10 protein-coding genes are annotated in these 15460 nt (G+C 72.4%); 9 read left to right on the top strand and 1 reads right to left on the bottom strand.

Going from position 1 to position 15460, the window contains the following annotated elements; translation table 11 throughout:
* Window positions 1-23 precede the first annotated feature (23 nt).
* Together KBY32_RS06215 and KBY32_RS06210 are read left to right on the top strand one after the other, a co-directional pair.
* On the top strand, window positions 24-2057 hold the full coding sequence (locus tag KBY32_RS06215) for a flotillin family protein (RefSeq protein ID WP_210979136.1): 2034 nt from the start codon (window positions 24-26) through the stop codon (window positions 2055-2057).
* 96 nt (window positions 2058-2153) lie between these two features.
* Window positions 2154-7076: a DNA repair ATPase gene (locus tag KBY32_RS06210; RefSeq protein WP_210979135.1), complete on the top strand. Its 4923-nt coding sequence runs from the start codon at window positions 2154-2156 to the stop codon at window positions 7074-7076.
* A gap of 72 nt (window positions 7077-7148) precedes the next feature.
* On the opposite strand, the gene KBY32_RS06205 is transcribed toward KBY32_RS06210, so the two are convergent.
* A complete protein-coding gene (locus KBY32_RS06205; RefSeq protein WP_210979134.1) occupies window positions 7149-8597 on the bottom strand; it encodes a gamma-aminobutyraldehyde dehydrogenase in 1449 nt (482 codons plus the stop codon).
* A 183-nt stretch (window positions 8598-8780) separates the two neighbouring features.
* On the opposite strand from KBY32_RS06205, the gene KBY32_RS06200 reads away from it, so the two are divergent.
* The 7 genes from KBY32_RS06200 to KBY32_RS06170 all read left to right on the top strand — a co-directional run bounded on the left by KBY32_RS06200 (window position 8781) and on the right by KBY32_RS06170 (window position 15452).
* Window positions 8781-9299: an Lrp/AsnC family transcriptional regulator gene (locus KBY32_RS06200; RefSeq protein ID WP_055623260.1), complete on the top strand. Its 519-nt coding sequence runs from the start codon at window positions 8781-8783 to the stop codon at window positions 9297-9299.
* A gap of 19 nt (window positions 9300-9318) precedes the next feature.
* On the top strand, window positions 9319-10692 hold the full coding sequence (locus KBY32_RS06195) for an aspartate aminotransferase family protein (protein ID WP_055623261.1): 1374 nt from the start codon (window positions 9319-9321) through the stop codon (window positions 10690-10692).
* A 179-nt stretch (window positions 10693-10871) separates the two neighbouring features.
* The gene (locus tag KBY32_RS06190; RefSeq protein WP_210979133.1) at window positions 10872-11612 is read left to right on the top strand and encodes an ABC transporter ATP-binding protein; all 741 of its coding nucleotides are present in this window, start codon (window positions 10872-10874) and stop codon (window positions 11610-11612) included.
* Window positions 11594-12940, top strand: coding sequence for a hypothetical protein (locus tag KBY32_RS06185; protein WP_210979132.1), 1347 nt, complete (start codon window positions 11594-11596; stop codon window positions 12938-12940). Before KBY32_RS06190 ends, KBY32_RS06185 begins: the two co-directional genes overlap by 19 nt.
* 96 nt (window positions 12941-13036) lie before the next feature.
* Window positions 13037-13456 carry a VOC family protein gene (locus KBY32_RS06180; RefSeq protein ID WP_055623351.1) on the top strand — a complete coding sequence of 140 codons (420 nt, stop codon included), beginning with the start codon at window positions 13037-13039 and terminating at the stop codon, window positions 13454-13456.
* A 34-nt stretch (window positions 13457-13490) separates the two neighbouring features.
* Window positions 13491-14612: an LOG family protein gene (locus KBY32_RS06175; RefSeq protein ID WP_210979131.1), complete on the top strand. Its 1122-nt coding sequence runs from the start codon at window positions 13491-13493 to the stop codon at window positions 14610-14612.
* Window positions 14613-14795: 183 nt separating this feature from the next.
* Window positions 14796-15452 (top strand): LAETG motif-containing sortase-dependent surface protein, encoded by a 657-nt coding sequence (locus KBY32_RS06170; protein ID WP_308293658.1) that lies wholly within the window; start codon window positions 14796-14798, stop codon window positions 15450-15452.
* Window positions 15453-15460: the final 8 nt, after the last annotated feature.

Here is a 15460-nt window from a genome sequence, read left to right as displayed (position 1 = left end):
CCTACGCCTGAAGGACGTATGTCATGGTTCCCATGATCGTCGGCATCGGCGCGCTCGTCGTCGCCTGCCTGCTGGTCGTACTGGTCGTCGCCCGGTTGTTCCGCAAGGTCGAGCAGGGCAAGGCCCTGATCGTCTCCAAGATGCGCAAGGTCGACGTGACCTTCACCGGGCAGGTCGTGCTGCCCGTGCTGCACAAGGCCGAGACCATGGACATCTCGGTGAAGACCATCGAGATCACCCGGGCCGGCAAGGAAGGCCTGATCTGCCGCGACAACATCCGCGCGGACATCCGGATCACGTTCTTCGTCAAGGTCAACAAGACGGTCGAGGACGTCATCAAGGTCGCCCAGGCCGTCGGCACCGCCCGCGCCAGCGACCGCAACACGCTGCAGGAGCTGTTCCACGCGAAGTTCTCCGAGGCGCTGAAGACCGTCGGCAAGCAGATGGACTTCACCGACCTCTACACCAAGCGCGAGGAACTGCGGTACCGGATCATCGAGGTCATCGGCGTCGACCTGAACGGTTACCACCTGGAGGACGCGGCGATCGACTTCCTGGAGCAGACGCCGCTCACCCAGCTCGACCCCGCGAACGTCCTGGACGCCCAGGGCATCCGCAAGATCACCGAGCTGACGGCCGTCGAGCACGTGCGCACCAACGAGGCCCAGCGCACCGAGGAGAAGGAGATCACCCGGCAGAACGTCGACGCCCGCGAGGCCATCCTGGAGCTGGAGCGCCGCCAGGCCGACGCCGAGATCAAGCAGCGCCGGGAGATCGAGACCGTACGGGCGCGCGAGGAGGCCGAGACGGCGCGGGTGGTGGAGGAGGAGCGGCTGCGGGCCCAGGCCGCGTTCCTCAAGACCGAGGAGCAGCTCGGTGTGCAGCGGGAGAACCAGGCCCGTGAGGTCGCCGTCGCCGCGAAGAACCGCGAGCGGGTCATCGCCGTCGAGAGCGAGCGCATCGAGAAGGACCGTCTGCTGGAGGTCATCGCCCGTGAGCGGGAGACGCAGCTGACCCGGATCGCGGCCGACAAGGAGGTCGAGGCGGAGAAGCGGCAGATCGCCGAGGTGGTCCGCGAGCGGGTCGCCGTGGACCGCACGGTGGCCGAGCAGGAGGAGGCCATCAAGCGGCTGCGGGCCGTGGAGGAGGCCGAGCGCGACCGGCAGTCCGTGATCATCGCCGCCGAGGCGGAGGCGCAGGAGCGACTGGTCAAGGACATCAAGGCCGCCGAGGCCGCCGAGCAGGCCGCGGTGCACCGCGCGGCCGAGGAACTGACGCTGGCCGAGGCCCGGTTGAAGAGCGCCGACCTGGACGCGCGGGCCAAGCTCCGCCTCTCCGAGGGCATCCAGGCGGAGGCGGCGGCCGAGGGGCTGGCCGCGGTCCAGGTCCGCGACAAGGAGGCCGAGGTCATCGAGAAGGCCGGCCGCGCGGAGGCCGAGGCCACCGAGGCCCGGATGCGCGCCGAGGCCGAGGGCGCGCGGGCCAAGGCGCTCGCCGAGGCACAGGGCGTCGGCGAGAAGCTCAAGGCCGAGGCCGCCGGGCTCACCGAGAAGGCGGCGGCGATGGCCGCGCTGGACGACGCGTCCCGGGGCCACGAGGAGTACCGGCTGCGTCTGGAGGCGGAGAAGGACATCCGGCTGGCCGGCCTGGAGGTGCAGCGGCAGGTCGCCGAGGCGCAGGCCACGGTGCTCGCCACCGGTCTGGAGAACGCCGACATCGACATCGTCGGCGGGGACTCGGTCTTCTTCGACCGTCTGGTGTCGTCCATCTCGCTCGGCAAGGGCGTCGACGGGTTCGTCCGGCACTCCGAGACGGCGCAGGCGCTCGGCCGGCCGTGGCTGGACGGCTCGCGGGACCTCGGCGACGACCTCACCCAGGTTCTGGGTTCCGTCTCCACGGCGGACGTGCAGAACCTGACCGTGTCCGCGCTGCTGATGAAGCTCATGAAGTCGGGCTCGGCGGACTCCGGTCAGCTCCAGCGGCTGCTGGACCGGGCGGGTGAACTGGGTCTCGCGGAGACCCCCCTCGCCTCGCTCAACGGCAGCGCCCAGGGCTGACCGGCCCGTGGTCCGGAGCCGCCGCACAGGGGACGGCGGCTCGGGACCACGCCCACGCCGCCCGCCGAGACCCCCGAGACGTCCGAGAGGGATCCCATGACCACCGGGACGACGAGCCTGGACACCGGCACCTACGAGGTGCTGCGGGACCGGCTCACCGCGCAGGCCGCCGAACTCGCCCGGCGGGCCGAGGAGCTGAACGCCCGCCGGGCCGAGGAGTTCGGCTCGGCCCGCCTCGAACTCGCCGGTACCGGGCGGCTGCAGACCGGGCACGCCTGTGTGCCCCGCGACCTCGTGGCAGTCGGGGACGTCCTGCTCTTCGGCCACGGCCTGCCGCCGGGCACGGGCACCGAGCCGGCCGTCGGCGACGTCTTCGCGCTGCACGACCGCGAGCTGAACCGGCTGCCCGAGGACGCCGTGCCCGGCCTCCTCGACGACCCGGCGTTCGTCCGGGAGTTCGGCGCGCTGCACCGCTACTACCGGCAGGCCCGGCTGCTGCGGCTGCGGCTCGTCGAGGGCCGGCTGCTGGCCGTCTTCCAGACCGGTGAGACGGCGGACGACATCCGGGTGCTGCGCTGGGCGGTGACGGACGGCGGCGAGGTGTCCTTCCTGGACGCGCGCGGCGACCGCGACCATGTGGCGCCGCCCGCCCACGACTTCACCTGGACGTCGGCCACCCGCGAGGACCACCGGCTGGGCCGGCACCCGCATGTGTCCGTCGGGGACGAGCTGTTCGTCGCGACCGTCGGCGGCACCCTCACCGTGAAGACCGAGGACGACACGGAGACCGGCGAGGGAGTCTACGCCGAGCCCGTCGACGAGCCGCTACAGGCGCTCGCGGACGCCGAGATCGCCCACGCCCGGGTGGGGGCGCTGATCCTGCTGCGGATCCGCCCCTACAACGAGGACGCCCACCGGTACCTGGTGTTCAACACGCTCACCAGGACGGTCGTGCGCCTCGACGGGATCGGGCAGGCGTGCCGCCGGCTCCCCGAGGACCAGGGGATCGTCTTCCCCGGCGGGTACTGCCTGGCGAGCGGCGCGTACAAGATCTTCGAAGGGGTCGCGGAGGAGCCCGGGCTCCTGGACTTCGAGCGGACCGTCCGCTCCCCCAACGGCGAGGACGTCCTGTTCACGTTCCACGCGCGGGGGGCGGGCCGCGCCCTGCTGCTGCCGTACAACGTGATCCGCAAGGAGGTGTCGACGCCTCTCGCCTGCGGCGGCTGGGCCCTGTTCGGCGACGGCGGGCTGGTGCTGCTGGGCGTCGAGAGCGCCGAGCCGGGGCGCGTCCACCCGGTGCGGCTGTGGACCTCCCCCTTCGTCTCCGACGTCCACGCCGCCACGCAGCCGGCCGGCGCCGGACCGCTGGCCCGGGTCGGCAACGCCGATCTGGTGCGCGGCATCTCCGACTGCCTGTCCGTCGCCGGAGCCGTCGCCGACACCACCCCCACCGTCGAGATGTACGAGGCGCTGACGGCGTCCTGCGTCCGCGCGGCCGACGCCCACCACTGGCTGGGCGAGCCGGAACTCGGCGACCTGGCCGAGCCGTTGGGGTTGGTGCGGGCGACCGCCGAGCAGGTTGTCACCGAGTTCCGTACCGTGCGGGCGCTGACCCGGCGGGCCGCCGAGGCGCTCACCGAGGCCGCCGAGCGCGTCGCCGCGGTCGTCCGGCGGCTGCGCGGCGAGGCACCCCGGGGCGCCGACGCCTGGGTGTCGGGGCTCGCCGAGCTGCGCCGCGCGCAGGGGCATCTGCTCACGCTGAAGGACCTGCGGTACGCCGACACGGACCGGATCGACGCGCTGGCCGCCGATGTGGCGGCCGACCTCGCCGCGTTCGGCCGCCGGGCGGTCACCGACCTGGCCCGCGAGGACGCCTTCGCCGCCCACCACGAGCGGGTCGACGCCCTCCTCGCGGACGCCGCGGGCCTCGCGACCGCCGCCGAGGCCGGGCCCGTCGCCGCCCGGATCGACGAACTCGCCGAGGGGCTCGACACGGTGACGGAGGTCGTCGCCGGTCTCGACATCGCCGACGCCACGGTCCGTACGGCCGTCCTGGGCCGGATCGCCGAGGTCGCGGGCGGAGTCAACCGCGCCCGTGCCGTCCTGGACGGCCGCCGCCGCGAACTCGCCGACCAGGAGGGGCGGGAAGGGTTCGCCGCCGAGTTCGCCCTGCTCGGGCAGGCGGTCACCGCCGCCCTCGCGGCCGCCGGCACGCCCGACGCGTGCGAGGAGCAACTGGCCCGGCTGCTGGTGCGGGTGGAGAACCTGGAGTCGCGGTTCGCCGAGTTCGACGACTTCCTCGGCGCGCTCGCCGACCGGCGCGACGAGATCCACGAGGTGTTCACGGCCCGCAAGCAGGCCCTCGCCGACGAGCGGGCCCGGCGCGCCGAACGGCTGGCCGGCTCCGCGGAGCGGGTGCTGCGGTCCGTCGCCCGGCGGGCCGCCGCGCTGCCCGACGCGGACGCCGTCGCGGCCTTCTTCGCCTCCGACCCGATGCCCGCCAAGGTCCGCCGGATCGCCGGCGAGCTGCGTGAACTTGGCGACCAGGTACGGGCGGAGGAGCTGGACGGACGGCTGAAGGCCGCCCTCCAGGAGGCAGGCCGCGCCCTGCGGGACCGTACCGACCTGTACGCCGACGGCGGCCGCACCCTGCGCCTGGGCGGGCACCGCTTCGCCGTGCACACCGAGCCGCTCGACCTCACCGTGGTCCCGGACGGCGACGGCCTCGCCTTCGCCGTGACCGGCACCGACCACCGCTCCCCGCTGACCGACCCCGAACTGACGGCGGCCCGTGCCTACTGGGACCGTCCGCTGCCCTCGGAGTCCCCGGACGTCTACCGCGCCGAGCACCTGGCCGCCCGCCTGCTCGACACACACGGCGCCGAGACCCTGGCCGGCGCGGACCTGCCCGAACTCGTACGCCGGGCCGCGCGGGAGGCGTACGACGAGGGGTACGAGCCCGGTGTCCACGACCACGACACGGTGCTGATCCTCACCGCGCTGCTCGGCCTGTACGAGAGCGCGGGCCCGCTGCGCCACGAGCCGTCCGCCCGGGCGCGGGCCCAGCTGTTCTGGGCCCACGGCACGACGGAGGAGGCCCGCGCGGACTGGGCCCGGCGCGCGGTGTCGCTGGCCCGCGCCCGCGACACGTTCGGGCTGGCGCCCGCGATCGCGGACCTGTGCCGGGAGCTGGCGGAGGCGATCGGCGGAGAGGACGCCCGGCCCGCCGCGGACTACCTCTTCGACGAACTGACCTGCGGCCCGGACGGCTTCGTCGTCAGCGCCGGCGCCCGCACCCTGCTGGACAAGTTCCGCCGTACGGTCGGCACGTCCGCGTACGACGACGACCTCGCGGCGCTCGGCAGTCTGGCCGCCCGCCGCCAGCTGGTCGAGGCGTGGCTGTCCGCGTACACCGCCTCCACCGGCGCCGACGTCACCGCCGGGGACCTGGCGGAGGCCGTGGCCGCCGAGCTGTGCCCGGACCTCCCCCGCTACGAGTCCGAGGCGCCGCTGACCGCGACCGTGGACGGCCTGCTCGGCACCCACCCCCGGATCGGCGCCGGCCGGCTCAGGCTCCGCGTGGACGAGTTCCTCGCCCGCACCCGGGCGTTCGCCGCGCACGAGGTCCCCGCCCACCGCGCCTGTCTGCGCCGCCGTACCGCCGTGACGGCCGCGGAGCGGGCCCGGCTGCGGCTCGACCAGCACCGCCCGCGGGTGATGCCGGCGTTCGTCCGCAACCGGCTCATCGACGAGGTGTACCTGCCGCTCGTCGGCGACAGCCTCGCCCGGCAGCTCGGCACCACCGTTGAGACCAGGCGGACCGACACCGGCGGTCTGCTGCTGCTCGTCTCCCCGCCCGGCTACGGCAAGACGACCCTCGTTGAGTACGTCGCGGACCGGCTGGGGCTGATGCTGGTCAAGGTCAGCGGTCCCGCGCTGGGCCGGGGCGTGACCTCGCTCGACCCCGCCGAGGCCCCGAACGCGACCGCGCGCCAGGAGGTCGAGAAGATCAACTTCGCGCTGGCGGCGGGCAACAACACCCTGCTGTACCTGGACGACATCCAGCACACCTCGCCGGAGCTGCTGCAGAAGTTCATCCCGCTGTGCGACGCCACCCGCACCATCGACGGGGTGCACGACGGCACGCCCCGGACATACGACCTGCGCGGCAAGCGGTTCGCTGTCTGCATGGCCGGCAACCCGTACACCGAGTCCGGCGGGCGCTTCCGTGTCCCGGACATGCTCGCCAACCGCGCCGACGTGTGGAACCTCGGCGACGTCCTCACCGGCAAGGAGCAGGTCTTCGCGCTGAGCTTCATCGAGAACGCGCTCACCGCCAACACCGTGCTGGCGCCGCTCGCCGGACGCGACCGGGCGGACCTCGACCTGCTGGTCCGGCTGGCCGAGGGCGACCCGACGGCCCGCCCGGACCGGCTGGCCCACCCCTACGCCCCCGCCGAACGGGAGCGGATCCTCGCGGTGCTGCGCCATCTGCTGACGGTGCGGGCGACCGTGCTCGCGGTGAACGACGCCTACATCGCGTCCGCCGCGCAGTCCGACGCCACACGCACGGAACCGCCGTTCCGGCTCCAGGGCTCGTACCGGAACATGAACAAGATCGCGCAGCGCGTCCAGCCGGTCATGAACGACGCCGAGCTGACCGCGCTGATCGACGACCACTACCGGGCCGAGGCGCAGACCCTGACGACCGGCGCCGAGGCCAACCTGCTGAAGCTGGCAGAGCTGCGCGGCACGCTCACGGCCGCCCAGGCCACCCGGTGGGCGGAGGTGAAGGCGGCGTACGTCCGCACCCAGGCGCTGGGCGGTGCCGAGGACGACCAGCTCACCCGGGCGGTGGCGGCGCTCGGTCTGCTGGCCGACCGCATCGCGGCCGTCGAGTCGGCCATCACCCGGCGCCAAGTCGCAGGGGCCACTTCGGACGCCGGGATCGCCCCCACCCCCAGGGGCGCGGGGCACTGCGCGACCAGCCACGACGGCGCCGCGGCGGACCACGCCTGACCCGGGGGACGCGACGCGGCCCCGGCCGGCGTGTGCCGGGTCCGGGGCCGCGTCCGTGCGCTCAGGGTGGTGTCAGACGTCCAGCGACGTCATGACGTGCTTGATGCGCGTGTAGTCGTCGAAGCCGTACGCCGAGAGGTCCTTGCCGTAGCCGGACTTCTTGAAGCCGCCGTGCGGCATCTCCGCGACCAGCGGGATGTGGGTGTTGATCCACACGCAGCCGAAGTCGAGGGCCTTGGACATCCGCATCGCGCGCCCGTGGTCCTTGGTCCACACCGAGGAGGCGAGCGCGTACTCGACGCCGTTCGCCCACTCGACGGCCTGGGCCTCGTCGGTGAACGACTGGACGGTGATGACCGGCCCGAAGACCTCCTTCTGGATGATCTCGTCGTCCTGCTTCAGCCCGGACACGACGGTCGGGGCGTAGAAGTACCCCTTGTCGCCGACCTGGTGGCCGCCCGCCTCGACCTTGGCGTGGGCGGGGAGCCGGTCGATGAACCCGGCGACCTGCTTGAGCTGGTTCGGGTTGTTGAGCGGGCCGAACAGCACGTCCTCGTCGTCCGGCTGACCGGTCTTGGTGTCGGCGGCGGCCTTGGCGAGCGCCCGCACGAACTCGTCGTGGATGGACTCCTGGACGAGCACGCGGGTGGCGGCCGTACAGTCCTGACCGGCGTTGAAGAAGCCCGCGACCGAGATGTCCTCGACGGCCTTGGCGATGTCGGTGTCCTGGAAGACGACGACGGGGGCCTTGCCGCCCAGCTCCAGGTGGACCCGCTTGAGGTCCTTGGCCGCGGACTCGGCGACCGACATGCCGGCGCGTACGGAACCGGTGATGGAGGCCATCGCGGGGGTCGGGTGCTCGACCATCATGCGGCCGGTGTCACGGTCGCCGGTGATGACGTTGAAGACGCCCTTCGGCAGGATCCCGCCGATGATCTCGGCGATCAGGACGGTCGACGCGGGGGTCGTGTCCGACGGCTTCAGGACGACCGTGTTGCCCGCGGCGAGGGCCGGGGCGAACTTCCACACGGCCATCATCATCGGGTAGTTCCACGGGGCGACCTGCGCGCAGACGCCGATCGGCTCACGGCGCACGATGGAGGTCAAGCCCTCCATGTACTCGCCCGCGGAGCGGCCCTCCAGCATCCGCGCCGCGCCGGCGAAGAAGCGGATCTGGTCGACCATCGGCGGGATCTCCTCGGACCGCGTGAGGCCGATCGGCTTGCCGGTGTTCTCCACCTCGGCGGCGATCAGGTCCTCGGCGCGCTCCTCGAAGGCGTCCGCGATCTTCAGCAGGGCCTTCTGGCGCTCGGCGGGGGTGGCGTCGCGCCAGGCCGGGAAGGCCCGGGCCGCCGCCTCCATGGCGGCGTCGACGTCCGCCTGTCCGGACAGCGGCGCGGTCGCGTACGCCTCGCCCGTCGCGGGGTTGACCACCTCGGTGGTCCGTCCGTCGGCGGCGTCCCGGAACTCACCGGCGATGTAATTGCGAAGTTTGCGCAGCCCACCCAGCTCGGTGCTCACTGCCGGCCTCCTGTCAGGGGTCTTCACTGGTTTTCCGACTGTCCATTCTCTGAGACACCCACCCTAATCGCCCGACCCGCGTTTTCAACACCCCCGTTGGCTCCGAATCTGCGAAATCCGCAGGTATCGGGGATGTGAACAACGAATTTCATCGCTTCGGCCTTGCGGAACTGTCGAGACGTCGTGCAGAGTGACCCCGTGGCCAGTCGAAGCGCAGAGCACAGGGACTCCCGCGAGTCCAGAAACGGCGGCGGTGCCCAGCTGGACGCCGTCTCCCTCGCCATCATCGAACAGCTCCAGGAGGACGGCCGCCGGCCGTACGCCGCGATCGGCAAGGCCGTCGGCCTGTCCGAGGCGGCCGTGCGCCAGCGCGTCCAGAAGCTGCTCGACCAGGGCGTCATGCAGATCGTCGCCGTCACGGACCCGCTGACCGTGGGCTTCCGCAGGCAGGCGATGGTCGGCGTGAACGTCGAGGGCGACGTGGAGTCCGTGGCCGACGCGCTGACCGGCATGGCCGAGTGCGAGTACGTGGTGATGACCGCCGGCTCCTTCGACCTGATGGTGGAGATCGTCTGCGAGGACGACGACCACCTCCTGGAGGTCATCAACCGGCGCATCCGGGCCCTCCCGGGCGTGCGTTCGACGGAGAGCTTCGTCTACCTCAAGCTCAAGAAGCAGACCTACATGTGGGGAACCCGATAACCGTGAGGACCCGATAACCGTGAGCACCAACAGCCCTCAGGACCTCGGCAGGACCGCGTACGACCACTTGTGGATGCACTTCACGCGCATGTCCTCGTACGAGAAGGCCCCCGTCCCGACGATCGTCCGCGGCGAGGGGACCCACATCTTCGACGACCAGGGCAAGCGGTACCTGGACGGACTCGCCGGTCTCTTCGTCGTCCAGGCCGGGCACGGCCGCACCGAGCTCGCCGAGACCGCCAGCAAGCAGGCCCAGGAGCTGGCGTTCTTCCCGATCTGGTCGTACGCCCACCCCAAGGCCGTGGAGCTGGCCGAGCGTCTGGCCCACCACGCCCCGGGCGACCTGAACAAGGTCTTCTTCACCACCGGCGGCGGCGAGGCCGTCGAGACCGCCTGGAAGCTCGCCAAGCAGTACTTCAAGCTCGTCGGCAAGCCCACCAAGCACAAGGTCATCTCCCGCGCGGTCGCCTACCACGGCACCCCGCAGGGCGCCCTGTCCATCACCGGCCTGCCCGCCCTGAAGGCGCCCTTCGAGCCGCTGGTCCCCGGCGCGCACAAGGTGCCGAACACCAACATCTACCGCGCCCCGCTCTTCGGCGACGACCCCGAGGCCTTCGGCCGCTGGGCCGCCGACCAGATCGAGCAGCAGATCCTCTTCGAGGGCCCCGACACCGTCGCCGCGGTCTTCCTGGAGCCCGTGCAGAACGCGGGCGGCTGCTTCCCGCCTCCGCCCGGCTACTTCCAGCGGGTCCGTGAGATCTGCGACCAGTACGACGTGCTGCTCGTCTCGGACGAGGTCATCTGCGCCTTCGGCCGCCTGGGCACCATGTTCGCCTGCGACAAGTTCGACTACGTCCCGGACATGATCACCTGCGCCAAGGGCATGACCTCGGGCTACTCCCCGATCGGCGCCTGCATCATCTCCGACCGCCTGGCCGAGCCGTTCTACAAGGGCGACAACACCTTCCTGCACGGCTACACCTTCGGCGGCCACCCCGTGTCGGCGGCGGTGGGCCTCGCCAACCTCGACCTGTTCGAGCGCGAGAACCTCAACCAGCACGTCCTGGACAACGAGGGCGCCTTCCGCTCCACCCTGGAGAAGCTCCACGACCTGCCGATCGTCGGCGACGTCCGCGGCAACGGCTTCTTCTACGGCATCGAGCTGGTCAAGGACAAGGCGACCAAGGAGTCCTTCACCGACGAGGAGACCGAGCGGGTCCTGTACGGCTTCCTGTCGAAGAAGCTCTTCGAGAACGGCCTGTACTGCCGCGCCGACGACAGGGGCGACCCGGTCATCCAGCTGGCCCCGCCGCTGATCTCCGACCAGGGCACGTTCGACGAGATCGAGCAGATCCTGCGCGTCACCCTCGAGGAGGCGTGGACGAAGCTCTGATCCACCGGCCCGTCGGCGGGGGTGCACCCGTAGGAGTGAGAAGGGTGCACCCCCGCCGCGTGCTGTCCGGCGTTCGACGCCCCGGTCCTTAGCGTGCCTGGTAACCGATCGGCCCTGTCTTCGTTCCCCCGGACGGGGGAACGGCACGGGAACTACGGATCTGAACCGAGGTGTACGCCATGGTGGCTCCGCCGGACAACGACGTGCTCTGGGCACGCGCCCTGCACTATTCGTACGACGACGGCTCGCCCGCGCTCAGCGGTGTCTCGCTCGGGGTCCAGGAGAGCGAGATCCTCGCCGTGGTCGGCCCGCGCGGCAGCGGCAAGACGGCCCTCCTGCGCTGTCTGTCGGGACTGGTCCCGGCGCGCTCCGGCGAGGTCTGGTTCAACAGCGTGCCGGTGCACACCATGGGCGCCCAGGCCCGCGACCGGCTCCGCCGCGACCGCTTCGCCTGGATCGACCCGGCCCCCTCACTGGTCCCCGAGCTGAACGTCTGGGAGAACACCGCCCTGCCCCTGATGCTGCGCGGCACCGGCCGGCGCCGCGCCAAGCAGGCCGCGCTGGAGTGGCTGGAGCGCCTGGACATCGGCGACGCCGCCCGCAAGCGCCCGCACCAGCTCGTCCAGGCCGAACGCCAGCGCGTCAGCATCGCCCGCGCCCTGGCCCCCGCACCCCAGGTGCTGTTCGCCGACGAGCCGACGGCGCCCCTGCGCCGCGCCGACCGCACCCAGGCGCTGCGCACCCTGACGGCGGCGGCCCGCTCGCACGGCATCACCGTGGTCATGACCGGCCACGACACCGAGTGCTCGGCGTTCGCCGACCGCACCATCGCCCTGCTCGACGGACGGCGCGTGAACACCGTGCACCTGCCTCCCGTCCCCGAGACGGAAGGCCGGGCGGCGTGCTCGCTCTCCGCCTGACCCGCGGCGCCCGGCCCGCCGTCCAGCTGCGCCGGCTGCTGGTCACGGCGGCGTCGGCGGGCACCGGGTTCCTGCTGCTGTGCGCGATGGGCTACGCCCTCGCCCACCCCGGCTCCCCCGCCGACGCGACCGCCCGGCTCGTCTGGTGCCTGCCCCCGGTCGCCGCGACGGTGCATCTCGCGGTGGCCGTCGCCCGCACGGACCCCGGCACCCGGCCGCGTCCCGGGCTCGCCGCGGTCGGCCTGGGCCCGGCGCGCCTGATGCTGGTCTCGGCCACCACCACGGCCCTGTCCTGTGTGCTCGGCTCGATGCTGGCGCTGCTGGTCTTCCTGCATCTGCGGGGCGACCTCACCGGCATGCCGTTCGACGGCGCCGCCACCGAGGCGCTCGCGGCGGGCACCCCGCTGCCGGTGCCGGGCTCCCTGACCCTGCTGACCCTGGTACCGGTGCTCGCGTCGGCCGCGGTGGCCTTCGTCCTGCGGCCCACGGTGCTCGGCCCCGCGCCCGACGGCGGCGCCAGACGCTCGTACGGCCGCTTCGGGGCGACCGGGCGGGTGGCGGCCCGGGAGACGTTCGGGTCCTACGGCCGGTTCGGCACCCGGGGCGGCGCGGCCGGGCGGGGCACGGGACGGGACGAACCTGAGCCGGCGGAAGGCACGGTGGCGGTGGAGACCCCCGCCGTCGAGACCCCCGCCGTCGAGAGCGTGCCGGAGCTTCCGGCCCCGCACCCCGCGCCCAAGGGCCTGCCCTGGGGTGTCGCCGTACTCGCGGCCGGCCTGGCCGTCGAGACGTACGCCGCCGGCGCGACGGACCACGGCGGGCCCGCGCTGCCCGCGGCGCTGCCCGCAGGGCCCACCGGGGTCCTGGCCGGCTGGCTGCTCACCGCGGTGGGCCTCGCGCTGCTCGCCCCCGGCCTCACCCACCTGTGCGGCCTGCTGCTGCAGGCCGTGCGTCCCGGGGCGCTGCGGCTGCTCGCGGGCCGGGGCCTGATGGAGGAGGCCACCCGGATCGGGCGCCCCCTCGGCGTCGTGTGCGCGGTGGCCTCGGCGGCGGTCGCCATGACGCCCCTGCCGGACTCCGGCTCCTTCGGTCCGCTCACCGCGCTGGGCGCCGCCGTGGTCACCGGCTGCGCCGTCGCCACGCTCTGCACGGCCGCCGTCGAGGCCCGGCAGGACCGGTCCGGCACCACGGCGGCCCTCCTCCGCCTCGGTGCCCCGGCGGCGACTCTGCGCGGCGCGGCGGCCCTGCGCGCCGGCGCCCTGCTCGCCGTCTTCGGCCCGCTGACCCTCGTCGTGGCCGAACTGGCCGCGCTCCCCCTGACCCGCTGACCCCGCCCCGGAAGAAATCTCCGGGCGCCGATGAGTTTCGCGAGGCCCTCCGGTCTACCTCACCGAACAGCGACGAACCGAATGGGAGAGACCACGATGACCGCCCCCGCGTACCAGCAGATGATCTTCGTCAACCTGCCCGTGAACGACCTGGACGCCTCGAAGAAGTTCTTCACGGAGCTGGGCTACTCGATCAACCCGCAGTTCAGCGACGACAACGCGGCCTCGGTCGTGATCAGCGACACCATCGTCGCGATGCTGCTCACCAAGCCGTTCTACGCGACCTTCACCAAGAAGGAGATCGCGGACGCCACCACGACCAGCGAGGTGCTGATCTGTCTGAGCGCGGAGAGCCGCGCCAAGGTCGACGAGCTGGTCGAGAAGGCAGTGGCGGCCGGCGGCACCGCGTCGGACCAGGTCCAGGACATGGGCTTCATGTACGGCCGCGCCTTCGACGACCTCGACGGGCACACCTGGGAGGTCGTGTGGATGGACCCGGCGGCCGTCGAGGGCTGAGGGATGGTCGTGGAGGACGACTTAGCATGGGCGGGTGCAGACGATGCCCGCCCATGCGGCCCACCACGACGACCATGAGATAGAGACGCTCGAGGAGTTCGACGCGGTCGTCTCGGCGCGCGGCTCCCTCGCCGGATTCCGCGTCCAGGCCGTCGATCTGACGGACCGTACGCGCGAGCTGCTCACCACCGGTGCGGCGGGCGCGGTCTTCCTCGGCTGCCCGATGCGCGAGGACGCGGCCGCCAAGGTGCGTGCCGAGGGCGCCCTGGTCTTCCCGCCGCTGCCCGACCTCCCCTTCGACCCGTACCGGGGCCATGTCTACACCCCGGACGAGTTGTTCGCGTCCCTGGCGGACGGCTACGAGGCCACGCCGGACGCCCGCGCCTACGCCTGGCTCCAGCGCACCAAGGCCGACCGGGACGTGTACGCCTCGACACTGCGCGCGCTGCACGACGACGCGGTCTCCGACGCCCTGGACGAACTCCTTTCCGGCGCGCGGGTGGTGGGCGTCATGGGCGGTCACGCGATGCGCCGCGGCACCACGGAGTACGAGGGCGCGGCCCGGCTCGGCCGGGAGCTGGCGCGCACCGGTCTGACCGTCGCCACCGGTGGCGGCCCCGGCGCCATGGAGGCGGCCAACCTCGGCGCGTATCTCGCCCCGTACGGCGACGAGGAACTGGGCGACGCCCTGCGGCTGCTGGCCAAGGCGCCGGGCTTCACACCGTCCGTGACCGACTGGGCGGCGGCCGCCTTCGAGGTGCGGGAGCGCCTGCCCAGGGGCGGCCGTTCGGTCGGCATCCCGACCTGGTTCTACGGCCATGAGCCGCCGAACCCCTTCGCCTCCCACATCGCGAAGTACTTCTCCAACGCCACCCGCGAGGACGGCCTGTTGGCGCGCTGCACGGCGGGTGTCGTCTTCCTGCCCGGGGCCGCCGGCACCGTCCAGGAGGTCTTCGACAACGCGACGCCCAACTACTACGAGTCGCGCGGCGAGCCCACGCCCATGGTGCTGGTGAACCGGGCGCACTGGACCGAGAGGCTGCCCGTGTGGCCCCTGCTCCAGTCACTGGCGCGGGAGCGGTCGATGGAGGCGCGGATCGCGCTCGTCGACCGGATCGAGGAGGCGCCGGAGGCGTTGAAACGTCTCCTCGGTTAATAAGACGGCAAAGCCAACGCCCGTTGGCTGCATATGCGTTGACAGTGCTTATGCGACGCTTATAAATCTGTGAGTCTCACGGGGACGGTGATGTCCCGTCGCCGCCCCCTTCCAACCCCCCTCAGTGGTGCAACTCCCGTAAGGACAAACGTGTCCATAAACCGCCGTACTGTCGCACGTTCCGTGCGGGCCCTGGGCGTGGCGTCCGCCTCGGCCGCCCTGGCCCTCTCCGTCGCGGGCAACGCGCTCGCGTGCGACATCAGTGAATTCTCCGCCGAAGCCAAGTGCGACGGCGACAAGGGCGTCATCACGGTCACGGACAAGGACCCCAGCGGTATCCCCGCGACGGTCACCGTGTTCCTGCAGAACAACGGCGCCGACCTCAAGAAGATCGGCGAGCAGACGGTCAAGGGCTCGCGCGAGGGTGTCACCATCACCTTCGCCGAGGACTGGAAGCCGAACGCCGAGTACCGCGTGCACGTCAAGGCCGCGGGCTACGTCGACGAGGACATCGAGCCGAACCTCACAACGCCGTCCACCGCCTGCAAGAAGGACGAGGAGAAGCCCCCGGCTCCGTCGGACAGTCCGACGCCGACGCCGTCGGACTCCGCCTCGACCCCGGCCGAGGAGACCGAGTCCCCGGCCCCTTCCGAGAGCGCGTCGACCACCGCCCCGGCGGAGAACGTCCCGTCCCCGGCGGCCGGTGACTCCAACCTGGCCGAGACCGGTGCCAACTCCAACACCGGTCTGATCGCGGGCATCGCGGTCGCCCTGGTCGCCGTCGGCGGAGGCGCGGTCTTCTTCGGCCTGCGTCGCCGTGGGGCCAAGAGCGAGGGCTGATCCCGCCC

The sequence above is a fragment of the Streptomyces sp. RK62 genome, assembly GCF_018070255.1.
In the GTDB taxonomy this organism is placed as follows: domain Bacteria; phylum Actinomycetota; class Actinomycetes; order Streptomycetales; family Streptomycetaceae; genus Streptomyces; species Streptomyces nigra.
This window is presented reverse-complemented; position numbering and strand designations above follow the sequence as displayed.

Coding starts and splice junctions, on each gene's coding strand:
- KBY32_RS06215 (WP_210979136.1), top strand. CDS start 24: ATGGTTCCCATGATCGTCGGCATCGGCGCGCTCGTCGTCGCCTGCCTG.
- KBY32_RS06210 (WP_210979135.1), top strand. CDS start 2,154: ATGACCACCGGGACGACGAGCCTGGACACCGGCACCTACGAGGTGCTG.
- KBY32_RS06180 (WP_055623351.1), top strand. CDS start 13,037: ATGACCGCCCCCGCGTACCAGCAGATGATCTTCGTCAACCTGCCCGTG.
- KBY32_RS06190 (WP_210979133.1), top strand. CDS start 10,872: ATGGTGGCTCCGCCGGACAACGACGTGCTCTGGGCACGCGCCCTGCAC.